Origin of the sequence: Anaerocolumna sp. MB42-C2 (genome assembly GCF_030913705.1) — a bacterium.
Classification (GTDB): Bacteria; Bacillota; Clostridia; order Lachnospirales; family Lachnospiraceae; genus Anaerocolumna.
The window spans coordinates 5,293,063-5,317,709 of record NZ_CP133190.1 but is presented as its reverse complement, the minus strand read 5'-3'; the positions used below and the strand labels follow the sequence as shown (position 1 = coordinate 5,317,709).

The 24,647-nt window shown below is 38.8% G+C and carries 21 protein-coding genes; 1 reads left to right on the top strand and 20 read right to left on the bottom strand.

What is annotated here, in order from left to right:
* Positions 1 to 111 precede the first annotated feature (111 nt).
* The 11 genes from RBU59_RS23455 to RBU59_RS23405 form a co-directional block, all read right to left on the bottom strand.
* A complete protein-coding gene (locus tag RBU59_RS23455) occupies positions 112 to 588 on the bottom strand; it encodes a GNAT family N-acetyltransferase (protein ID WP_308144895.1) in 477 nt (158 codons plus the stop codon).
* Between the two features lie 201 nt (positions 589 to 789).
* The gene (locus RBU59_RS23450) at positions 790 to 1,533 is read right to left on the bottom strand and encodes a class I SAM-dependent methyltransferase (RefSeq protein ID WP_308144894.1); all 744 of its coding nucleotides are present in this window, start codon (positions 1,531 to 1,533) and stop codon (positions 790 to 792) included.
* A gap of 52 nt (positions 1,534 to 1,585) precedes the next feature.
* Positions 1,586 to 2,236 carry a class I SAM-dependent methyltransferase gene (locus RBU59_RS23445; RefSeq protein WP_308144893.1) on the bottom strand — a complete coding sequence of 217 codons (651 nt, stop codon included), beginning with the start codon at positions 2,234 to 2,236 and terminating at the stop codon, positions 1,586 to 1,588.
* Between the two features lie 535 nt (positions 2,237 to 2,771).
* Positions 2,772 to 3,461, bottom strand: coding sequence for an ABC transporter permease (locus RBU59_RS23440; RefSeq protein WP_308144892.1), 690 nt, complete (start codon positions 3,459 to 3,461; stop codon positions 2,772 to 2,774).
* Positions 3,462 to 4,310, bottom strand: coding sequence for an ABC transporter ATP-binding protein (locus RBU59_RS23435; protein WP_308144891.1), 849 nt, complete (start codon positions 4,308 to 4,310; stop codon positions 3,462 to 3,464). It abuts the gene before it with no gap.
* A 433-nt stretch (positions 4,311 to 4,743) separates the two neighbouring features.
* Entirely contained in the window at positions 4,744 to 6,048 is a 1,305-nt protein-coding gene (locus RBU59_RS23430) for an IS30 family transposase (RefSeq protein WP_308143387.1), read from the bottom strand.
* A gap of 194 nt (positions 6,049 to 6,242) precedes the next feature.
* Complete coding sequence (locus RBU59_RS23425) at positions 6,243 to 7,163, bottom strand: Cof-type HAD-IIB family hydrolase (protein WP_308144890.1); 921 nt, start codon at positions 7,161 to 7,163, stop codon at positions 6,243 to 6,245.
* Positions 7,164 to 7,531: 368 nt separating this feature from the next.
* Positions 7,532 to 8,929 carry a radical SAM protein gene (locus RBU59_RS23420; RefSeq protein WP_308144889.1) on the bottom strand — a complete coding sequence of 466 codons (1,398 nt, stop codon included), beginning with the start codon at positions 8,927 to 8,929 and terminating at the stop codon, positions 7,532 to 7,534.
* A gap of 289 nt (positions 8,930 to 9,218) precedes the next feature.
* Entirely contained in the window at positions 9,219 to 10,583 is a 1,365-nt protein-coding gene (locus RBU59_RS23415) for an MATE family efflux transporter (RefSeq protein ID WP_308144888.1), read from the bottom strand.
* Between the two features lie 163 nt (positions 10,584 to 10,746).
* A complete protein-coding gene (locus tag RBU59_RS23410; protein WP_308144887.1) occupies positions 10,747 to 12,072 on the bottom strand; it encodes a 6-phospho-beta-glucosidase in 1,326 nt (441 codons plus the stop codon).
* Positions 12,065 to 12,964 (bottom strand): ROK family protein, encoded by a 900-nt coding sequence (locus tag RBU59_RS23405; RefSeq protein WP_308144886.1) that lies wholly within the window; start codon positions 12,962 to 12,964, stop codon positions 12,065 to 12,067. Before RBU59_RS23405 ends, RBU59_RS23410 begins: the two co-directional genes overlap by 8 nt.
* A gap of 165 nt (positions 12,965 to 13,129) precedes the next feature.
* Here RBU59_RS23405 and RBU59_RS23400 point away from each other — a divergent pair, with 165 nt between their 5' ends.
* The gene (locus tag RBU59_RS23400) at positions 13,130 to 14,002 is read left to right on the top strand and encodes a MurR/RpiR family transcriptional regulator (protein ID WP_308144885.1); all 873 of its coding nucleotides are present in this window, start codon (positions 13,130 to 13,132) and stop codon (positions 14,000 to 14,002) included.
* Positions 14,003 to 14,009: 7 nt separating this feature from the next.
* Here the strand turns inward: RBU59_RS23400 and RBU59_RS23395 are convergent, their stop codons facing one another.
* From RBU59_RS23395 to RBU59_RS23355, 9 genes are all read right to left on the bottom strand, one after another.
* Complete coding sequence (locus tag RBU59_RS23395; RefSeq protein WP_308144884.1) at positions 14,010 to 15,176, bottom strand: exo-beta-N-acetylmuramidase NamZ family protein; 1,167 nt, start codon at positions 15,174 to 15,176, stop codon at positions 14,010 to 14,012.
* 23 nt (positions 15,177 to 15,199) lie between these two features.
* Positions 15,200 to 16,132 (bottom strand): N-acetylglucosamine kinase, encoded by a 933-nt coding sequence (locus RBU59_RS23390; protein WP_308144883.1) that lies wholly within the window; start codon positions 16,130 to 16,132, stop codon positions 15,200 to 15,202.
* 75 nt (positions 16,133 to 16,207) lie between these two features.
* A complete protein-coding gene (gene nagZ, locus RBU59_RS23385; protein WP_308144882.1) occupies positions 16,208 to 17,782 on the bottom strand; it encodes a beta-N-acetylhexosaminidase in 1,575 nt (524 codons plus the stop codon).
* A gap of 1 nt (position 17,783) precedes the next feature.
* Positions 17,784 to 18,485, bottom strand: coding sequence for a PIG-L deacetylase family protein (locus RBU59_RS23380; protein WP_308144881.1), 702 nt, complete (start codon positions 18,483 to 18,485; stop codon positions 17,784 to 17,786).
* 18 nt (positions 18,486 to 18,503) lie between these two features.
* A complete protein-coding gene (locus tag RBU59_RS23375; protein WP_308144880.1) occupies positions 18,504 to 19,469 on the bottom strand; it encodes a GNAT family N-acetyltransferase in 966 nt (321 codons plus the stop codon).
* Positions 19,470 to 19,569: 100 nt separating this feature from the next.
* A complete protein-coding gene (locus RBU59_RS23370; RefSeq protein ID WP_308144879.1) occupies positions 19,570 to 20,802 on the bottom strand; it encodes an anhydro-N-acetylmuramic acid kinase in 1,233 nt (410 codons plus the stop codon).
* A gap of 126 nt (positions 20,803 to 20,928) precedes the next feature.
* Positions 20,929 to 21,792 (bottom strand): carbohydrate ABC transporter permease, encoded by an 864-nt coding sequence (locus RBU59_RS23365; RefSeq protein ID WP_308144878.1) that lies wholly within the window; start codon positions 21,790 to 21,792, stop codon positions 20,929 to 20,931.
* Positions 21,793 to 21,833: 41 nt separating this feature from the next.
* Complete coding sequence (locus RBU59_RS23360; protein ID WP_308144877.1) at positions 21,834 to 22,745, bottom strand: carbohydrate ABC transporter permease; 912 nt, start codon at positions 22,743 to 22,745, stop codon at positions 21,834 to 21,836.
* 394 nt (positions 22,746 to 23,139) lie between these two features.
* On the bottom strand, positions 23,140 to 24,621 hold the full coding sequence (locus RBU59_RS23355) for an ABC transporter substrate-binding protein (protein ID WP_308144876.1): 1,482 nt from the start codon (positions 24,619 to 24,621) through the stop codon (positions 23,140 to 23,142).
* Positions 24,622 to 24,647 lie beyond the last annotated feature (26 nt).

The window sequence follows — 24,647 nt, the reverse complement described above, 5'->3', positions numbered from 1 at the left end:
GACCATGTGGTCTGTTTTGTCAAGAACATCAAATATTTACTATTATCTTATGTTTGTGAAATACAATACAAAGCTCTTACGAATATCTTACCTGTTCGTGGGCAGATACACTTATAACTCCATTACCGCTACAGGCTCATTATTATAGATCTCCCCGCTCTCCCAAAATCCAAAGCTTTCATAGAGCCTTTTCGCTACTATATTATCCGGTTCGTAGGATATCCAGCAATACCTGGCGGGTCCCGCAGGAAAGGTACGTATGTACTCCAATATTTTCCCCATTGCTTCCCGCCCATACCCGCGTCTCTGAAATTGTTTTCCTATCATCAGGCGTAAGATACAATAATTACCCTCTGCCATTTCCGGCTGATCATATCCGGTATTGCCATAAACAATCATAACAAATCCCACTATTTGTTCATCTGCATAAATAGCAAACGGCAGAGGACAACCCCCGTTGGTTGCCAATACATAACAGGATGCGGCGCTTGACAGATTCGATGCAACATAATGCTGCTGTTCTTGTGTTACATCCAGACGGAATACCTCCCGTCTGTTATCCAATGTAATTTTCCTGAGTGTTACCATATCATTATTCCTCCTATTATTTATTTTCAAGCATGATTCGAGTGTCAAAAGCCAATTTTATATTATGGTTTCGTCAACTTGCACAATTTATATTTTGATTGCGTGATGCAAAATATAGTTCATTCATATATGGCTTTTGACACTCAAATCCTAGCAGTCAATTGCAAACTCCAATATTATTTTTATTTATTTCACAATTGCCTATTTACTTTCAAGTTCCATAAACAAGTACATCGGTATTTTACTCAGCCAGCCAATTCTTTCGGATTGTTTTCTTTGTTCTTCCGTCGGAACGGGTTCATTCATATCGGTTAAGATAAATCCATTCCGGTTAAATGCTTTCACATAATCCGAAAGTGTCCTATGCCGGTAAACAATAGGTACATTGATCCCCTTTATTTCATCAAGCCATTCTGAGGGGTTAAAGTAATCAGCAATTTCTACCTTTATATTATCCTCTTCCAATTTCCACCTGCTTTCTTTCGGCTTATAACACGGATGTAGAATTGAGATAAACACTTTTCCTTTTGGTTTTAATACCCGATGGATTTCTTTTAAGGTTCCGTTTAGATCTTCCACATCCATCAACAGCATAGAGCATAAAACAATATCATATCCACCATCCTGAATCTCATCTAACTGATTCGCATTCCGAAGCATTGTCTTTATATTGGCTCCTTCTCTGTCCGCTCTCTCAGTAACATAAGACAACAATTCTTCCGAACAATCAACAGCAGTAACCATTGCACCTTTATCAGCAAGTGCTCTTGCATATCCTCCCTCTCCACATCCCAGATCCAGAATATTTTTTCCCTTTACTTCTCCAAGCTGCTGCAATGTATAAGGCATAATAAAATACATACGAAAATCATTGTTCTGTGCTTTCTCCACCCATTCTTCAATTCCGATCTTATTCCAGCATTCCGTTGAACTGTCCCTATTCATTTTTAACCCTTTCCTTTCTATTATTTCTACCTGCTCCCAATTATTTACTCACTTATTTTTTACATAAGCAATGCAGAATAATACCGTCTTCCGGTACATAGATCTCACCCTCTCCGCTCAATACTATGTGAAACCCGGCCTGTCTTGCATAATTTTCTAATTGTTCCAAAGTAAATGCCTCCCAGTATATACTCCGTTCCCTGTATGGGTAAAACTTAAACCCATTAAGACAGTGATCGTAGTGTTCTTCTAAATATAACTGAGAATGCCCGGAATAGCTGAACAGCCCTCGAGGCTTTAAAACCCTCTTACATTCACTTATGTATCTTTTCTTATACTCCTCGCCGTATAACAATCCAAAGGTCTGATTCCATATGATTACAACGTCAAATGTCTCATCTTCAAAGGGAATCTTTTCGCCGTTATAGTGATAAAATTCTACTTCGTAATCAGCTTTAACCGCTTCTTCCTTAACTTTTTCAACTGCATATTCTGAAATATCAAGTCCGGTTACAAGGAATCCCTGTCTATATAGTGTAAATGCTTCTCTTCCCAATCCACTTCCGATATCAAGTATCTTTGTTCCCGGCGGAAACCTGTCGGTGACCTGCTGTTCCCAGATCTTTAATTTGCCCTTGTCCCAGCCTTTCATTTCTTCAATGTGTTCCTTTTTCTCATACCAGTCCGATACGGATAAAATCATAACTAACCTCCTAATTCTTAACTCTCCTGCCGCCTGATACCAGCGGACTAATTATCAATCGATCCATCTTTTTATAAGTTACCATTTACCGGTCTCCATACATAAAATGGCACCCCCTTTTACCAGATATTTGAGAAATAATTTTTATTAACTTAACTATCGTTACTGTACACATCCCTGCAAAAAACAGCAGTGTTGTGTACAATAACACGCTTCGCGATGCACACAAAACGAGGGGGGCAGCGTTTTGGCGCTGCAATTCTCCGGTTTTTTGTGACAATGCATTCACAAAAAACACGTCGCGTTTGTTACCTGTGAGCAGTAACTAACTATCTTCATTGTACCGGACCAGGAAAAAATTACTAGACTTTTAATTTTATTTGTGTTATAGTTTATAATGTTCTATGCCTAAAAAAGCTTCTTCGTCAAACGAAGAAGCTTTAATTTATATATTGCCTTATTTTATGATTCAAGCGTCAAAAGCCAGTTTTATATTATGGTTCCGTCAATTGGAACAATTTATATTTTGATTGTTTCATTGGATTAATTTTTTATTTTTATAGCAAACAACAAAAAATATTGAAAATACCAAAATATTAAGTAGTATTATGATTCCGCTATCGCTATAAAATTTATTGGCGATAAGCATCCTCATAATTGCATCTGTAAATAAATATTTTGAAAACATAGCAATCATTGTATTCGATTGAGCTAAGATAGGAATGAAAAATAAAGTTAATATTAGCGGCAGTGCAATTGGAGTAACACTTACCTGATTATTCACTGAAACACCAATTATTGCGCCAATTATAAGTGAGCAAATTTGTCCTAAAAGTAAATAAATTTCCATCATATGATTTGGATGTTCTCCAAAAGCATCCATCACACTAAAGACACCTAACCCCATTAATGAAAACATAAAAATAATGAAACCGATTCCAATTAAATATTCCAAAGGTTTAACATTGGATAAAATCAACATTCTTAATGTATTCTTTTCCTTTTCTTCTGCTATAATAGTAGCCATACACATTAATGGAACCATAACGATATGCATAGTTATAAAAGATGGTGATATCGATGAAATATTCGATTGTTTCTCAGCTATAGATATAATAAATAGAAGAATTGGGAAAATTACCATCATGATTAAATTTTTTTTATTTTTTATAAAATCAGATTTTTCTTTTCTTGCTATAGCATAAATTTTAATAATAAAATCCATTTACACCAATCCTTTCCCAGTAAGTTTAATAAATACACTTTCAAGATTAGGTTCAGAAGAATGTATAGACATTACATTATTATCCCTGAATAATTGAATTATGTTTTCTCTATCGGTTTCATTATTTTTCAACGTTAGTTGTTCACCGCTTTTACAAATAACAGTAAATGTATCTTCTTCATTGTATTTTCTACAGATTTCTTTAGGATTTCCATACTCTATAATTTTACCTTCCTGTAATAATCCAATATTATCACATAATTTAGTAGCTTCTTCCATGTTATGCGTACATAAAAAGATAGTAGTATCTTCATCTCTAATTTCTTTTATAAACTGATGTATGCTGTCTGATGTAACAGGATCAAGACCTCTTGTCGGTTCATCTAAAAATAATACCAGTGGGCTATGTAAAATAGCTCGTGCAAATAATAATCGTTGACGCATTCCTGTCGATAGTTTACAGACAACTGTATTTATTGCCTCCAGTAAACCAACTTTTTTTAAAACTTCATTTATTAAAAGCTTATTGACTTTATGTATTTGAGCATAAAGTAATAGATTTTCATAGCAGGATAATCTTTCATATAAGCCGGCTATGTCCATCATTACCCCAATTCTTTCATATATTTTCTTTTTCGAATATATTGTGTCCAGTTGATCAATATATGATTTCCCTTTTGTTGCTTGAAGCTGACCAGTTAATATTTTTATTAAAGTTGTTTTACCAGCTCCGGACGGTCCTAACAGCCCAAAGATTTCATTACTTTTTATATCTAAATTAACTTCTTTTAATACCTGTTTATCACCATAAGTATGTGAAATATCTTTTATTTGTATCATATTATCCATTTGGTTAGCCTTCCAATCAGAAATTACTAAAATACCCCAGTCAAATTAAATATATAATTTAATTAACCATCATTATAGGTTTTTATGCTAATAAGTCAATATTATTCGCATATTCTAAGTGTTTTTTGTCTATTCTACATGAAATTGATTTGGTAGTATTTTTGGGCGCTCAATTGCAATCCGAGCTTCCCGTTTTGTAATCGAGTTTCACATTTTGAAATCAACCTTCCATTTTTGAACTCGAAATTCCACGATTGTTATGACTTTCACGTTTTTCTCTTGCTTTTCATGGTATAATCTCTGGTAACAGGATGATTTTGGCGCACAAAAACCGGACGTGAATTTTGGCTTACAAATTTTGTACTCCAAAATTCACGTCTGCTGGTATCTGTCTTTTCGTTCCAGCCGGTGGTTTCATCTTAAGATTATCTTGCTACTTTTTCAAAAGGCCTGGTGTTAAATTGATGCTGTTGGCGGCAACCTCGTGGCATCCTAATTTATCAGCCAGGTCTTTTCCATAATAAAAACAGAATGCTTCATACGGACTTTTCCCATTCAGCTTTTTTCTTCTATAGGAATTGATATGATTCATCATCAGATTGATATCCTCCTGCATCAGTTCATCAAAGCTTTTTCCCTTTGGAAATACCCTTCTTATGAATTCATGGCCTACCTCTATTTCCGCTTTCTGATAGGGTGCACTTGGATTACAGTAATAGATTCTGGTTCTTTGAAATCCTTTACCATCTGGACCATACTCTATACTCTTCGGATTAGAAAATTCACTTCCGTTGTCAGTCAAAATGATTGGAAACAACTTTCGAAAGTCCTGTCCTCCCAGCTTATTATATAGTTCCTCATAAATATCGATTACTGACTTAGAGGTATTGGCGTCTCTTAGGAATGCAAGCATCAAGGACGTTTCTACAAAGAATAATGTAAGCAGAACCTTTCCACCTTTGCTTCCTATCACAGAATCCATCTGGATCACTGCTGTATCAGGATGCTGCTCCAGATACACCTCATAATCATGATAGTTTCTTCCCACACGACAGCCCCTGTCTACCTTCAGCTCTGGTTTTTTATAACGCGGTCGATACTTTACTTTCCGTGGGAGATCAATATTCCGCACATCAAATAGACTTCCATCTATGTAATTGTATAAAGTCTTCTCGCTGCACATTAACTCATCCTTATTAGTTAAATAAATCTGATGTATGGACTGTCCTTGTTTGATCAGCGGAACCAGGATCTCATTCAGTCTGGCAATTTCTCCTTCAGTAGAAAGAATCCCACTTCTAGATTCCGCAATCTTTTCAGATGCCTGACAATGGGCTTCCAATGCGTCATAGATTGTCTTCGTCAGTGTACACTTCTTCACTTCACTGCATCCATTACATACATAGGGGGCTTTAAATCTGCTGGTACATACTTCTTCCTCAAACTGTTCGCAATACCTGTTACACAGGCTTTCACACTGTCTGCATGTGGTTACCATAGGATGCTTACATTCATTTGTTCCACACACTTTTTTTCTCTTACATCCTTTTCGATACTTGCATACATTATGGGGATAGACTGAATATCCTGTACATTGCTCTGCTGCATAGTTGCGGACTTCTTTTGTAATAGTAGTTCTGTCCCTCCCCAGCTTCTTGCCTATCTCTGTAAAAGTCAGATCTTCCTTCAGTCCACTTTCAATCTCCAAACGGTGTTCATAAGATAAAAACTTAGCCATAGTGTCTCCTTTCCCAACCGGCTAAGTTCAGTATATCACGAAAGGCAGGGACTGCGCCCTGCCTTTTGAAACACGAATTTCTCTATGCTATTTTCAAATATTTGTACCTAACTTTCCCGTCCGAAAGGGAAAGTTATTTTACAATTGAGGAGTATTTTTGGGCTTACAAATTTTTTATACCGAACTTCACGTCTCTATCTGGCTTTATTTTTTGTCGGCAATATATTATTCTCCTGCCCCATCTCATCCAATAATTTTTCCAGAATCAGTGCCACACCCTCCTCTTTGTTGCTTTTCGTAACGGTATAAGCCTGTTCTTTTATAAAATCTTCCGCATTATCCATTGCAACGCTGTATTTTACCTGGCGAAACATATCGACATCATTCTCACCATCTCCAAATACCAATACTTCATCATACTTAATATCAAACTTATTCATTAGACATTTTAAAGTCTGACCTTTGGTAATTCCCTTTGGAGAAATCTCAATCAGCCTTGGACAGGTTCTTACTATTTCGTAATCTTCATCATACTGTTCTTTCAGCCTGTTGTACACTCTTTGATTTGTTTTAGGGTCCGCCACGCAATTAATTTTATTTAATTTCTTTGGTATTTCTTCCACCGACTGTATCTGTTTCTGCAGTGGATAACCATCGGTTATATCCGTGATCCAGGTCCATGCTCCGCCAAGACTTGGATAATCTTTTGGAAGACCACGTAAGATCCGTTCTTTTTCTTTCTCTATTCTTTGCCATTCCGGTATCCAATAATAAATTGCCCGATCCTCAAAGCATTGCACTTCTACCTCCGTACTTTGCCCAAATGCAAACAAAGCCTGTATATCTTCTTCCTGAAGCTGCCGTATTACCAGTCTTTCTTCTGTGGCCAGATCATATGTTGCCATTCCGTTTACTTCAATTAAGTAACCATTATGTTCTTTCATCTGCAGCTGCCGCGTATAAGGGAGCAGACGCGTATAACTCCGTCCGCTGGCTAATATAATCCGAATGCCCCTCTTCTGGCAACGTAGCAAACAACTCCTTGTCCGTTCTGTAATCTGATCTATTTCATTTAAAAGTGTACCGTCCATATCTAAAACTATCCATTTAATCATGTCTCAAACCTCCTGCTCTTTATCATCATTATTTTACCACACTTTTTCTTTAGCGCTATCCATTATTTTTATTAAACTGTCCGATTGTAACTCTCCTGGGTATCAGAAACAGAAAAACCGGTTTACATAAAAAGAATAACATACCACACAAATTGTAATATGCTATTCTTTACTATTTATTAATATTTTTTTATTGTATTTTTTACCTGTTATTCTTTATAGTTATTATTTATTGATATTCTTTATTGTTATTCTTATTGTTATTCTTTCATGATACTATTTTTCGATTATTAATTCATTCATACAAACTTAAAAACCTGTTGAAACTTCGATTGGACTCTGTCTTCTGTGTTATAAACTATTCATAATTATGTGAATTTCTTTCCGGCAGTCTTATCTTTTCCGTTCTTGCAATAATCGCAATGATAATCGGTATGAGTACAGGCCCATAAACGATCTGCGGCTACGGCCCATTGATTGGCTATTTCCTCACATCTTTGTGTCAATTCCTTTACATTTTCCGGATGCAGCAGATCCGTTGATTTAGCCCCGGATTTTTCTACCATCTCAACCAGACGCTGCGGATTATCAAGCAGCGGACACGGACGCAGATGATTGCAGTTAAACGGTTGATTTTTATAATATTGAATAAACAGTGGTCCCTGAAGCGCATCCAGGATTGATTTATTGTAAATATTGGAATCGGAATAGTGGATAAAAGCACAGGGTTCTATATCTCCGGCCGAATTAATATGCAGATATCTGCGTCCGCCGGCAACACAGCCTCCCGCATATTCCCCGTCATTCCAGAAATCCATACAAAAGATCGGTTTCGTCTTACGGAAATTATTAATCTGTCGATACATTAATTCACGCTGGTTGGCAGTAACTATCAGCTCCGGTACAGCATCCGCTCCAACAGGAATATAAGTAAAAAACCAAACAAACTTTGCCCCTTTGGCTATCAGGTCATCGATAAATGCTTCACTGCCTATAACTTCCGTATTTTTGCAGGTATAACAGCATGATGCGCCGAAAGCTAATTTCTTCTTTTTTAATAGTTCCATAGCCGCCGTAACTGCTTTATAAGTTCCTTTTCCCCGTCTAGCATCCGTCTCATCTTCAAAACCCTCTATACTTATTGCCGGTATAAAGTTTTTAACACGCTGCATTTCATCCGTAAATGCTTCATCTATCAGTGTTCCGTTAGTAAATGCGGTAAAAATACAATCTTTATGTTTATCACAGAGTTTGATGATATCGTCTTTACGTATAAGCGGTTCTCCGCCTGAATAAGCATAAAAATGTATACCCAACTCCTTACCTTGTACTATGATATTATCCAGTGTTTTTATGCTCATAGATTGATTACTGCCGTATTGCGCCGCCCAGCACCCTAAACAGTTTAAATTGCAGGCTGAGGTAGGATCCATCAATATTGCAAAAGGGATATTACATTCATATTTCCTTTTAAGTTTATTATGATTCTTACTGGAAAATAACGTAGCATTACATATAAAATTGCGGAAGAAGACTTTTCTTATTTCAGAATCAATATCCTCCCATATACTAATTATATATTTATACCAGTTACTGTCCTTGTCCTTGATGATTTCGCGAAATACCTTGCACTGCGCTTTCAGAACATTTTTTTTATCTAATTTATCTATTAAATCAACCAGTTTGAGCATTCTTTTCTCAGGATTTTGATTCATGTAATCATATGCGGTATTTGTCATTATAGTCAGGAATTTTTCTTTTAGCATAACCTGCCTCCTCGCGTTTTTCTATTCGTATTATCAATTTATGTCATATTATGACGAATAGTTCATAAAAAGCAAAGAAAGCAAAAAAATCATTCTGGTAAATTCCAAGAAAAAAGGAGCGTTTTCAGCTCCTTTCAGTGGCATATAGATACCGCCCTGTAGGCTTCTGGCTATAAAGTGGCAGTAATCTCCGGCTTTGGTCTCTTACCAGTATTAAAAGCCAATAAAAAGAATTCATTATCTTAGACTTTTTTCCCTGTATTAGCAATCAGAATTTTATCTTTTCGTTTTACACTGTAAGTAGTTTCCACTTACCGCTCTTCACTCTGATCAGATACATGGCAGATCTTGAACTGAAGTCAAAGAAGATACCTATCATAACCGCAGTCAGACCTAATCCCAATAGATTTATAAGTAAAAAAGACAGAAAAACCCGGAAAGTCCATAACCCTACAAAAGAAGTAACCATAACATACTTAATGTCTCCGGCAGCTTTCAGTGTTGCCGAGCATACATTCAATACCGCCAGAAGCGGCTCTATCACTCCGAAGGTACAGACTATGCCGATGGCTTCCTTTATAACCAGTGAATCCGTGGAATATAAACCCGCAAGAAGTTTTGAGAAAATAATCATAAGAATACCAATTACAAAAGCCACTAACATTGCTATCTTTAAGCTCTCATGAGAATAGGTTTCCGCTTTTTCATGATTTCCTTCTCCGAGGCTTTGCCCGACAAGCGTTGTGTTAGCTATTGCAAAACCAAAGATAGGGAAGAAAGCCAGTGCATTTATATTTAAACCGATCTGATACGCAGCCATAGCTACTGTTCCCAACGGCACTATTACGATCTGAAGTACCAGGAAACCACCCTGCATAACAGCCTGCTCAATGAACCCGGGGATGCCTATATTAATGATCCGTTTAATCATATCTACCCGAATCCTATAATCATCCTTTAGGCTTAGATTCAGCTTAAGACCTTTAAAATTATATAAAACCAAAACTCTGACAGTCACTCCTATGATTCTGGAAACCGTTACTGCCGCAGCGGAACCCACTATGCCAAATGCAGGAATATGTAAAGCAGGTACACCAAATATCAATACCGTATTCAATATAATATTTAATATATTAACTCCGCCTGTAATTATCATCGGAGTTTTTGTATCTCCTGCTCCTCTCATAGCTCCCGAAACAATGATATCAAGCACAAGAAAAGGCAGATTAATCAGTATGATATTGAGATAACTGATTCCTGCTGTAAACACTTCCGGTTCTGCTTTGCCAAAAAATAAACCCAGCAACGGCAAAGAGATTATCCTGCCTATCACCGCTATGAATACACCAACTATAATTGCCATATATCCTGATTGAATTAATGCTCTTTTTGCATCTTCGTTATGCCCTTCCCCAGTGACCCTGGCTATAATAACTGTCGTCCCTATGGATAAACCTGAGAAAACTGTCTGTAAAAATCCCATCAGCATATTTACCATACCTACGGCTGCAACAGCATAAATACCTATTCTTCCCATAAAAATTGTGGAAACCATTCCTACCATCATCTCAAGTATCTGCTCGGTTATTGAAGGCCATGCAAGCGAAATTATCTCTTTATCCGCTTTCTTATCTAGTTGAAACCATCTCTTCATCGTCTACCTCGTATAATATTTACCTTTATTTGCGACGAATATTATTGTAAATCAAATAGATAAATCTGGCAAGCTAAAATAGTTTATTGTAAAAGCAGATAAAATACAAGTCAGCCCATACACTAAAGGCAAAGAAAATACCTATTATATATTAATTCAAAAATTATGCTCTGTGAATTGTATCATGAGCGAAAAACCTTGGTAAGTACTTTTCATGTGCTTTCAATAATTCATCCAGAACCTTTATGGCATACGACTGTGAACCTACAAGAGGATTAATCATCATCGCCAGCAAAGCTTTATTATAATCACCGGTAACGGCTGCTTCACTGCCTGCTACTTCAAACGATTTAATCTGCTGTATTAGACCATTTACCGCTTTAGGCAGTTTTCCCACCGATATGGGAATGGGCCCATCCTTTGTTATCATACAGCTGATTTCAGCGATTTCATCATATTCCAGTACTGTGAGAGCCCCACGGTTCACAGTATTTACTACCTGAATATCCCTGGTATCATTATAAATCGAACTAATCAGGTTACAGGCTGCATCGCTGTAATAAGCCCCGCCCCGCTGCTCCAGCTGTTTTGGTTTTTCAGCCAGGTTTTCGTCTTTATATATTTCAAATAATTCCTCTTCAATCTTTTTTACCTTTTCCGCCCTGGTACCATGCTGTTTGTAATTTTCTATCGCTTCTTCCAGATATTCCTTCGCCATATAATAATACCTGTGATAGGAACAGGGAATCACACCAAGTTCTTTTAAGAATCCAGGCTCCCATTCAATCCCTTTAATATTCTTTACACTTTGTCTGCCCCACTTTTCAATCACCTTATCCATAACATTATTGCCATCAACGGATACCCCTGTTACATAAACCATATGGTTTAATCCTCCAAAAGTTGCAAAAACTTCCTCCACGGGTTTTTCAAGGATTCTGGCAATTGCTTTATGGGTGTCAATCGGCACATTACACAGACCAATGACTTTTTTTCTGGAGGAGTACCGATTGATTGCTTCCATAACCATACCCACCGGATTGGTAAAATTAATCAGCCATGCATCTTTACATAACTCATCCATATCTTTGCAGATGTCTAACAACACCGGAATGGTGCGCAGACCCTTAAACAACCCTCCGGCACCATTGGTTTCCTGTCCAAACATGCCATAACTTAAGGGAATTCTCTCATCTTTGATTCTTGCCTCCAATAACCCCACCCGTAATTGAGTCGTTACAAAATCGGCATTCACTAAGGCTTCCCTGCGATTCAGTGTCGTATAAATCTTCATTGGTACACCTGCTTTATCCACCATACGTTTTGCCAGGTTACCTACAATTTCCAACTTATGCTGACCCTCTTTTATGTCCACCAGCCATAATTCCCGCACCGGCAATTTATCATACCTTTTAATAAAGCCCTCCACTAATTCCGGAGTATAACTGGAACCTCCCCCAATGGTTACGATTTTAATTCCCTCACTCATATCTTATCACCTTTCCTTCCTTTCTTTTCAGAAATTCTATTAATGCTCCGATTTTACCTGCGTTGTTGCCTAAAACCGCTGCTTCGATTTTAGTATAATCCGAAAGAGGTTTGAACCTATCATAGACCCGTTTTCTTAAATCCTGTATAAAGAACTTCTGTGCACTGATTCCTCCGCCGATTATTACCTTTTCCGTGTCCATACAGACTGCTGCATTACCAACTACCATAGTCAGGTCTTCCGCCCATTCCTCATAGATCTTCCAAACCACCTCATCCTTAAGATGAGCGAATATGTATTCTCCGTTAACTTCTTTTTTCAGGGCTTCTGATACCTTTTTTACCAAAGAAGAAGTTGCTGAGGCTCCATGATAGATATATCCATCTTTCCCCCTTAATCTTCCGATTCTGGTAAATCCAAATTCCCCGGCCTTAAAATTTCTGCCCCTGATTAATTCACGTTTATGAATGACAGCTCCCCCGATCCCTGTGCCCAGGGTAATCATACAAAAATCGCTGCATTCCTTACCGGCCCCCAGGTGCAGCTCCGCAAGTGCAGCACAGTTGCTGTCATTTTCTATTCCCACCGGCAAACCGGTATATTCCTGTAATTTTTCCATCAGATTATATTTTCTGAAATTTTCTCCCACACTGTAATCCACATTAGCCCCGGTATCCGGATTAATAAATCCTCCTATGCTGATTGCAATTCCTGCTATATCGGGAAGCTGTTCCGCGGCAATATGAAAAAGCTGATTTAAGAACAGATCCGGATCTTTTCTTGTAGCTACGGTATTTGAACTTATTTCCTTAAAATTGCTGTCCATGATGCCATACTTAATATAAGTACCCCCGATGTCCATTGTAAGGTATTGTATTGTTTTCCTTTCCATGTTTCATTCCCTTTCTATGATTAATTCTCTTTTCATAAGATTTTGATTGCTAACTGAACCACTGAATTTTTTCGGCCGGTTTTTCTCCTGAAAAAAAGGAAACCTTATTGTCAACCCGCTTGATTTATTATATAATTATTGTAATAAACTTAAGAGGTGAATCCTATGACTACCGTCGAAATACGTATCCAAAACATGTATGCACAATTGAATAATACAGAGAAAATGGTTGCTGATTATATTCTAAAAGACATAGAAAACATCTTCCGTTATCCTCTTGCGAAACTGGCGGATCAATCCGGGACAAGCCAGGGTGCCTGGGTACGTTTTTGTAAAACCATTGGTTTTGACGGTATGAAAGACCTTAAGAAATCCATTTTCGCCGAGCTGAACGGTGTCATTTCGGAGGGTGAAAATTCATCCCCTCAACTTCAGTTTACAGATATTAAGGAACATTCCACCTATATTTCTATGGCGGAAAATGTCTGCTTTAGCAGCATCCAGGCAATTGAATCCACTCTTAAGCTCTTTGATGAGACTATGCTTGCCAAAATTGTGGACGTGATGATCGGTGCAAAATCCATCCGTATATTCGGGGTAGGCGCCTCCGGACTTGTAGCAGATGACTTCTATTATAAGCTTCTGCGTATTGGATATAATGCAACCTACACCCATGATACGCACATCAGTCTGACCTATGCCTCTACTATGACCGGGGACGATGTGGCCATATTCTTCTCCAATACAGGTGAAACCAGAGAAATTATCGACGCCCTGGACATTGCCAGGAAAAAAGAAGCAGTCACCATTGCTGTTACCAGATATGGTAAAAGCCATCTGGCTCTATCATCTGATTATGTATTATTTACCAGTTCTCCCGAAATTTATAAGAGGAGCGGTGCCATGAGCTCCCGTATTGCCCAGCTGATCTTAACTGATATCTTATTTACCGCAATTGCCAACAGGGATTATAACAATGTAGAATCCAGATTGGAGGGCAGCTATCTGGCCACCCATAACGGGTCTGATTCGGAATAATTTGGCTTTAATATAAATGATATTTTTTCTTTCTATATGCAAATTCTTCCGCTTCCCTGCACCACTCCTGATACACCAGCTCCGGATTAATTTTATGTCTTCTTATATAATCACTTCCGGTATTATAATCAATCATAGGTTTTCCTTTCTCTGTATAGCTTTTTGTAAATGCAAATTCCTTACCCGATAACTCCATTACTGCCTCTAACAGATAAATTCCTGTTTTTACGGGACAGAAACTTTGCCTGTTTGTTATGTGCAGCTGTACTCCCTTGCACAGAACCCCTTCATGCTTAGAAAAAGCAGGCGTAAAATAAACCCCGCGGAATATAACTCCGGTGAGATTTTTTTCATTCATTAATTCAGCCAGTCCATCCGCCGGAAGCCAGGGAGCACCCACCAGTTCAAAGGGTTTCGTTGTCCCTCTTCCCTCCGAGATATTCGTACCCTCAAATAGACAGGTGCCGTTATAGACAAAAGCGGTATCAACTGTAGGCATATTAGGCGACGGACTTACCCAGATAAGCCCAGTATCTTCATAAAACATCTTTCTTTCCCAGCCTTTCATAGGAATTACCACCAGATCGCAGTTGATCTCAAATTCATTCTGAAACAGCAATGCCAATTCTCCTATCGTAAGTCCATAACGGTAAGGAATCGGGTGTAAACCAACAAAAGAGGCAAATCCTTCCTTAATCAGATTTCCCTCTACCGTTTCTCCTCCTATGGGGTTTGGCCTGTCAAAAACTAAAAATGTCTTGCCGTATTTTGCACAGCTTTGCATGCAATAAGACATCGTTGAAATATAAGTATAAAGTCTGGAACCCACGTCCTGTATATCAAAGGCAAGAATATCAACATCTTCCAGATATTCTTTAGGCGGTTTTTTATTTTTTCCGTACAGGGAATAAACCGGAACACCGGATTTGTCATCTATGTATTCCTCTACTTTCTCGCCTGCCTGCCGATCTCCCCGAACGCCATGTTCTGGGGAATAAAGACGAACCAGATTACTATTTTCCTTTAGAATATCAATGGTACTTCTCATGTTTTGATTTACACCGGTAGGATTGGTTACCAGCCCGACCCGTTTTCCATTAAGTACCTTTATCCAAACCTCTGTGTTATCAATTCCGGTAGTAACTTGACTAGTCAATTGTTTTTTATTACTCATACCTATTACCCCAAATCCTTTCTCTAAGGTCTTTCTATTGTCTCTGCCCCGATATGTTTTAAGGCCAGCGTCACTGCACCTATAGCAGCATTTCTTTTAGACTGGAATACGGTTATCTTTGGATTGTGTTGATATAACATTTCTTTTAATCTATTGTAAATATACTGATTTTTTAACAAGACGCTGCCTGAAACAGCAAGAGGTATTTCCCCCTTCATCTGCTTTGCAACCGGAGTAACTAAGTCCACCAAATCATTTACGTTCCTGTCCACAATTTCCAGCGCGCATTTATCTTTTCTTTCACAAGCTTCTTCAATCAGAATCGACAGCCCGGCAATGTCTTTTTTACTGCGTTCCTGTTTATATACATAGGATACCAGCTGGTTAATATTATCTATCTTTAGCCGGTTAAAAATAAGCTCCGTAAGCAGAGTTGCTTCTCGTCTTCCGTCGTAGGCCATAACTACGGCTTTTAATATATCCCTGCCGATTGCATAACCGCTGCCGGTATCGTCAATCAAATGACCAAAACCCCCGGTTCGGTAAGAGACCCCATTATGGTCCTGTCCATAACAGATTGAACCGGTTCCGGAGATTAAGATGATACCAAAAGAATCTTTTAGGGCACCGTTAAATGCTGCCTCATGGTCCCCTACAAGCCTAACCGGACATAAGAAGCCCATCTTTTTAATGAATCCCAGGATATTTTCTTTAACAACAGGATTGCTGACACCGGCAGCACCGATGCAGATTGCCTTACATTTCTCTTTTGGATAACCGTTTTCCTCCACCGATTTAAATATATCTTCCAGATTAGCATCTACCTGGATTTTACTGCTCCCGTTGTAATTGATAGTACCTTTTACAAAACTATCCAACAAGTTTTGCTTGAAATCCGCAATCAAAACGGACGTCCTGGTTCCTCCACCGTCCATTCCGATAACATAATTCTTCATATTTAACTTCCTTCCTGTGTATATTTTTATAACAGCCGGTTTATGAATATAAATCCCGCAGGATGGCCTTTTTCACTATACTTTAGTTAATTCTACCGGAAGTTTTCCACGTGGTTCTTCTTGTTTTTTCAGTATTTTAACCAAGGCATCAAATACGGTAGTATTGTACTCATAAGCCGCCATTTTTAAGATAGCCTTATCTAAAAATGCCAGATCATATGGGTTTCTTAAGGTTATCCCAAGAATTTTCTGCCCGGATCGACTGATTTCATTGGCAAGTTCTATCTGCCCTTTATTTAAATGACCGTTATATAAACCATATACAACCCTGGAATAACCTTTTACTTCCTGCAGGATACGGGTTCTCTCATCTATATCAGGATTAATGGATACATTAAGATAGCTGCAATTCATCTTCTCTGCCATATATTTTGCAAAATGTAATCCGGAATCTGCAATACTGCTGGCTAAAGTCGAGCGGTAAGCAAAGCTGCCAAGAAAGATTGTGTCAGGTGTAATCTCCGGTAATTTTGCATCTGAAAGCCAGGTTATACCGGATAACGCTATTTCCTTTATGATCTGTTTCGCATCCTTCGTATTCTCATCTTTCCTGATCGCATTCTTCGATTTCCCATTGTTTGCTTCAATCTGATATTTCTCTTTTAACTTAAGGATATCATCCACCGCCCGGTCAATTTGCTCCATAGGGATCTCACCGCTAAGGACTGCTTCTTCTATTTTCTCTATCGCTTTTATAACTAATTCAGGTGTGTGGGAAATACAGAGAAGTTCTGCTCCTGCCTTAACCGCTTTCACAGCGCCCTCTGTCGTTTTGTAATTATCCTTAATGGCCCCCATCTCCAGACAGTCCGTAATAATAACTCCCTGAAACCCTAATTTATCCCGCAGAAGGCCGGTCAATATAGATTTTGACATAGTGGCCGGTAGTTTTTTCTCCTCTAACTTTGGAAACAGGATATGTGAAGTCATAATACAGGGAATGCCGTTTTTTATAGCACTTTGAAAGGGAATCAGTTCCTGTTCCATCAATTCTTCCAGTCCTTTTTCCACTACGGGAAGTCCCAGATGGGAATCTACCGACGTATCTCCGTGCCCCGGAAAATGTTTGGCTGTAGCCGCAACTCCTTTCTCTAAAAGGCCTCTCATCATTGCCACTCCGTATTCTTTAACTGTTTTACCATCCCCGGAATAAGCACGTGCACCGATAACCGGATTCCCGGGATTTGAGTTAATATCCAGGACAGGTGCAAGATCCATATTGATACCCAATGCTTTTAACTCTGCTCCCGTTATTTTTCCCGCTTCATATGCATATTCTTTCTTACCGGTTGCACCGATTAGCATAGCCCCGGGAATACAGGGTGATTCTTCGGGAAGACGGGTAACCACACCGCCCTCCTGATCTGTGGCAATCATTCCAGGATATCCCGTACTAAGACATATCCGGTTATTTAGTTCCCGGCACAACTCAGCTATTTGCTTCCGGTTATTTAGATTATAAGAGAATAATATAATGTTAGATACTTTATATTCATCAATCAGCTGTAGGATCTCGGGTGTAACTTCCTCAGAATTAAAACCGGTCATAATCATATGCCCGATTTTTTCTCTTAGTGTCATAGGTTTCATCTTATAATCCTTCCTTAATAACCCGATACGTTTCCTCCGGAATCATAAAACACTCCGCCCTTCCTTTTCTCGCTTCAATCCCTCTTACCCGGCTTAAGTGGTCGTAATATTCCAGATAGGGAAAAGAAGTGCTTCCTGTGACAAACCAATGGGTTGCTACGGCTTTTTTCCATAGTTCATACCCTTCCGTTGTATCCACATAAAGGTAAGGAGTAAAAGAAACGGCATCCTCCCAATTCTCCGCATAATAAAAACGTCCGGCAAAAAATGGGGAATCTTCTCTTAAGAATCCGGGTAAAGAAGCATAAAAACGGGCATCCGTAACGATTTTGTGGGTATTATTGTGATCCTTATGCATCGAACTCTTATAGTGGGTAATTAGGATATTCGGCTTATATTTCCTGATTACATCACACACTTTAAAACGAACTTCCTCATTGTCCGGCAGTTCTCCGTCCGGATAATCAAATACAATTGCTTCTCCTCCCAGCATCTGGGCAAAAGTTTTCGCTTCCCTTACTTTCTGCTCCCGGTATTCCTTAATATCCCTGCCGGCCGGTGCACCTTTTTCACCTGCCGTAAGTGCCAGTGTGATAATTCTGGCCCCCTCCAGTGCATGTTTGGCTAATGCCATTCCCGCCGTAAGTTCCATATCACCAATATGGCCGCCTACCGCTAAAATTGTTAACTTCTCTTCACTCATAATTTTCACCAGCCTTTTCTATAAGAATTTCCGCATTACCGCAAATTTTTCTACTACCTTAAACCCGGCCTGCTCATATATTTTACCGGCTTTATTATCGGCGCCGGTAAATAAAGACATATAAGAAGCCCCGGCCTTTTTCTCTTCCTCACAAAGTTTATAAAAAAGAATCGTACCAAGTCCATGCCCTTCCTCTTCTTTTATTACTCCGATACCGGTAAAATACCCTCTATGATTCTCCTGTTTAATAACCGGACCTGCAAACCCGATAACCTTATTGTTTCTGGCAGCTACCAGTACCGGAATATTCTCTTTGGTACACTTTATTATTTCCTCTTCCCATAGTGGATTATTAAGTGTATCTAACATCTCTTTGACCTGATAATGTATCGTTTTATCAAACAGGGTAACTTCATATCCGTCTGCCTGAATCCTTTTTTCTTTCTCTATAATCGTATCCGGTATGTGAAACTGTTCTAAATTCAGATACATGGCATGTTCGGTGGTCCTCTCCGTATAACCATTATGAAACAGTTCCTTATAAAACCTGCTGGATTTAAAAACTCCCGGAGCATTGTTATGTTCGTGGCGATTAGTTCCTTTAATATACCAGGGAAGTTTCATAGGATTAAAAAACAGGACCTCCGACTGGGTTTTCCCAGCACCTGCGAAAGTTTCCTCAATTCTGCTAAGTAATAATTGATAATGGACTGCATCTTCATGCTCCTCATCCAGAATTACACAGGTAATATAACCGCTGGTTTTCCCTAAGGGCAGATCCTCCCCCATACAACCGCAGGCAAAACCTGTAACCTTACCATCCTCGGTTTCCACCAGGGCAAGCTTGGGATCAAAATAAGGGTTATCCAAAATGATTTGTCTTAAAGACCGGGTATCCATTTTTTTGTAGCCTGTTTTCACTGCACTTTGGTTCCATAATGTAAGGATGCCCTCTAAATATTGTTCTTTATAAGTATCTATCATACATATACTCCTTCTTTCTATACTGCTGACCTCCGCCTGAGGGATCTTCAATATCATTATATTTCTGTACTTAAAAACAATTAGCACAGAACCTGCCTTCCTAATTATCCTTACATAATGATATCTTCCCCATGATCACGGGACCTGCTGCGCCTGTAACAGAGGGTATACTGTTATATCTGCCGGCTATGGTACAATCTGCCAGCAGGGCAAAAGCCACTGCTTCCTTGGCATCACTGTTAAACCCGATATCCTCTTGAATCAATACTGAAACTCCCAATTTATCCATGGGTTTGCGGATTTTATCCACTAATGTGGTATTATAACTGCCTCCCCCTCCGATATATAACTTGTCTGCTTTATGTAAGGGCATAATAAACTTTTGGTAGGCTTTTACAATTGACCAGGCAGTGAATTCTGCAGTTGTTGCCATGGTGTCCTGTAAAGAAATCCCCCGGATTTTTACCTTTTCATAAACATTTTTGATGAATTCCTCTCCAAACATTTCCCTTCCAGTTGATTTAGGAGGTTTTTCTTTAAAATAAGGATGTCTTTTTAATTCATCCAGTAAAACTGTATCAACCTTTCCGGCTGCTGCTATCTTACCATTCTCATCCATGGTTTTAACTCCGCCGGTAAAACGGGTTATCATACCATCCATTATCATATTGCCGGGACCGGTATCAAACGCATACACTTCATTTAGTTTACAATTCTTTGGTAATACGGTGATATTGCCGATTCCACCAATGTTCTGTAAAAGGATTGTTTCCTCTTTCTTTCTATATAACACATATTCCGTAAACGGCACCAAAGGAGCTCCCTGGCCTCCTGCTGCCATATCCGCCACACGGAAATCACTGACACAAGGCACTTTCGTCCTCTGGGCAATTACGGCACCCTCACCGATTTGTACGGTATAACCGATAAGATAACCATCCTTTGTTATAGGTTCCGGATGGTGGTATATTGTCTGCCCGTGGGAACCGATACAGTCTATCTCTTTTATGGATAACCCTGCTTTCCCGGCTACCGAACAGGCTGACTTAGCATAAAGCTCGCCTAACAGGAAATTCATATATCCCACTTTATCTACCGTAGCATTTCCGGCCTGAAATAATTCAAATATTTGGTTTCTTATCTTTTCCGGAAATGGCTTATTTTCAAAGGCCAGCAGTTTTACCCTTCCGTCAGCGGAATTTCCGTCAGCGGCAGTTCCCTCATATGGATTTCCTGTTATTTCTACCAGCGCGGCATCAATACCATCCACAGAAGTTCCGGACATTAAACCGATAATTCTTCTTACCTCTTTATTCGCGATTCTATCTATCATATTCTTACCTGCAATCCCGCGCCGATTTCCTGCGCTTTTTAAATCCGTGTCGAAAACTACAATCTCTTCGTTGTAATGCCGTATCTATCCTTCCGGTTACTGTTTCCCCGGCATTGTAAGTTACTTCTACCCTTTTACAGCTCCAACCGTAACACCCTCCAGGAAATATTTCTGTAAGGTAAAGAAAAGTATAAACATAGGCAGTGCCGACACCGTGGCACCGGCCATCATTGGTGCAAAATACGTTGTATTGGCAAAACTGAAATTCTTAAGCCCTACCTGAATCGTCTGCATATTTTCCGTACTGGTTACTAAAAAAGGCCAAAAGAACGTATTCCAGTTATTCATAAAGGTATTGATTGCCATAACTGCCATAACCGTTTTGGACAATGGCATAATAATTTTAATCAAGAGCGCCGGCTGGCTGCAGCCCTCCATTTTAGCCGCTTCCATAATTTCTGTAGGCAGAGAACCGATAAACTGTTTTGCCAGAAATACATTATAGGCAGAAACCAGTCCGGGAACAACTAACGCCGTATAAGTATTATCGATATGTAAAACATTAACGACTAAGATATATAAAGGGACCTGGGTAACCTGATAAGGTATCATCATAGCAAGCAGCAGAAGAGAAAATAACAGCTTATTCCCTTTGAATCTGAGTTTTGAAAATGCATACCCTGCCGCAGTTGCAAAAATAACATTGGAAAGAGTAATTAACCCCGCAACAATAAAAGAATTCACGATCCAGCGTAAGGAATATTTGCTGTAATCAAAGAAAAATTTGTATGAGCCAAGGGTAGGATTCTTAATAAGTAAGGAATAGCTTGAAGCTCCTGCTTCAACAGGCGGTCCAAAGGATGATATTATCATATAATAAATCGGAAATAACGTAGCAATTACCAACAGTGTTAGAAGGAGTATGATCCACGTGTTTCGAAAATATTTTTTACTGTTTTCATTTTTGCTGTAACTTTTATACAAAGCCATATAACATAGTCGAGTAAACTTTGTCTCGACTTTCCTCCTTTCTAATACTCTACATTATCGCCGGTTAATTTAAATTGAATGAAAGTAAATATCCCGATAATAGCGGTTAACAGCAATGCCTGAGCAGAAGCCTCTCCGTATTCAAAATACTTAAAAGCTTTATTGAAAATTAAGAGGCCAACCATGGTAGTGGCATTATCCGGGCCTCCGCCTGTCATAAGAAACGCATTCTGGAACACCTGGAAAGAACCGATCACACTGGTTACAAGTAAAAAAACAGTTGTCGGTTTTACTAACGGCAATACAATATACCATAATTTCTTAAAAAATGTAGCTCCATCTATATCAGCTGATTCATAATAGGTATTATCAATACCAAGTAAAGCTGCAATGTAAATAATAATAGAAGTACCGTGACTGGACAACAATGCCATTAAGATTAAGGATAACATAGCAGTTTTAGAACTCCCCAGCCAGTTTTGATTATTCACACCAAACAGAGCTACCAATCTATTTAATAAACCTGACGGCAATGGGTCAAAGATCCATTTCCATACAAAGGAAAGGGCAACCCCCGATGCAATGGCAGGCAAATAATATGCGGCTTTATAAAAATTCTGTTTTCTTTTCGTCAAAGGTACAATCAGGATAGAAACAACAAAGGACAAAGCCATGGAAAGCGGCACGGTAAGCCCTGTGTACACTACTGTATTAATAAGCGATTTATAAAATAATGAATTCTTCAGGGTATTTTTATAATTATCTAACCCTATCCATTCTGTCTTTAAAGGTTTAAACTCTTTAAAACTTATGATAAAAGCATCAATTATGGGATATAAAGTAAATATAATGAAAACAAGTAAAGGTGCCAAAATAAAAATATACCCCCATTTACTTTCCTCATTATTCTTTCTTCTCTTATTATGCAATGCAGGTTCTTTTTTATTTTTCATACATCCTCCAAATATTGCAAGGCCGCTGTGATATCATATTTTTTTCACGGCCCTGCCAAAAATCCAGGCTCTATTAATAATAATGATTCGAGCGTCAAAATCCATGCAAATAATTCACATTCGTCGATTTGCACATCTATAACTCATTATTAGCGTGATGTAGAATATAGTTTGATGAGTAACTGTATGAAGTCGTTGGTACTTAGGTCCTGTATTTTAGGGCCTTATGTACCACTACGCACTTCATCCAAGCGAGAACGTGTTACGAATGAACTATATTCTGCGTCACGCAATTAGAACATAAATTGTGCAAATTGACGAAAACCATAATATAAAAATTGCTTTTGACGCTTGAATCATAAGAATTGCTAATTTATATTCTTACCTCTTGGATTTAGTCTGTTACTATTCCATCTTCCCCAAAAGCATCAATTGCTGCAGCTTTGACTGCATCATACATTTCCTGCGGTGTCAGCTCATTTGCCAATAAAGCCTGAAATTTGGGTACCATAACTTCATCGGATATTTTCTGTGCTTTTGCCCCAAGCTCCGGAGTAATATCCGGTCTTGCTTCTGAGATAAGGGATGTAAGCAGTGCTGCTTCTTTGGTGTTATAATCATTTTTACCTTCCGGAGCTTCCAAATCTGCCATAGCTTTCATACCGGATTGACAGATAGGAGATATATACAAATCATTACAGGTTATAGCCGCTACCTGACCGCTGGCTAAAAAATACATTGCTTTTGCTACATTTTTAAGATGTTCCGGATCAGGTTCCTGTTTTCCGCGGAAAGCAACATAACCATCAATTGCACCGGCTGCCGACATGGTATTACCGAAAAAAGTAGGCACCGGAAGTATGATATACTCTGTTTTGATACTGCCCTCTACAGCACTTCCGTCTTTCGCATCTATTTTATCGTTATTAAGCTTAGCGGACCGTTCAAAAACGGATAAACCTTTACCGGTTATCATGGTTTGACCGGTTAAGAACATATTCCAGCGTTTTCCTGCATCTACGGAGCTAAGTTCTGCAGGCATGGAGCCGTCATCAATTAAAGCTCTTAAGGCTTCCAATAATTTAAGGAAATTTTTACTGGTATAAGCATATTTTAAATCTTTGTTGAATGCATCCGGCATTCCGGCATTTTTAACAAATATGTTAAGATAATCCGCCGCCGTAACACCTGAACAGGCAAAAACAAAACCGTATGTCTTAACATTATCTCCATCCTTGATAGTACCGGCTTTAATTGCTTTCCTGAATTCTTCATATGTCCATCCATCCGTCTGAACTTTCTTCCAGTCAATCCCGGCAGCTTCCAACATTTCTCTGTTACCGCCGATGCCGTGTACCTCAGCGTAAGCTGGCATGCCATATAGGCCCTCCCCGTTTTTGTAATAATTCAGGATATTCTGATCAAAATCATCCAGCATATCCTTTGTGGCTATATTGCTGATATCCAGTAAAAGGCCGGTATCTATGTATTTCGGAATCGATCCTGCACCCACAAAAGCGATATCCGGAGGAGATCCTGCCTGCACCTGTACATCCAGTTTTTGAGTAACATCTTCCCAGCTTGCCGGTTCAATCTTAAGTGTCAGGTTAGGATACAACTCGTTAAATTCCTTGGTCCACTTATCAAAATTATCCTGATAGGTTGGGGAGACAGGGGGTAACAGTACATTAATGGTATCCTCTTTTAATTCTGTTTGCCCGGTTTCGGAAGCAGTTGTTTCACTGGTATCATTTGTGACGGTGCTTTTACTGGGTTCATTAGTTTCCTTTGCACCTTTGCTTTTGCAGCCGGTTAAACTGCCGATTGCCAGAACCGCAACCAAAGCATAAGCATAAAATCGTTTTAATTTCTTCATTTCATTTTCCTCCTTAATTTATATAA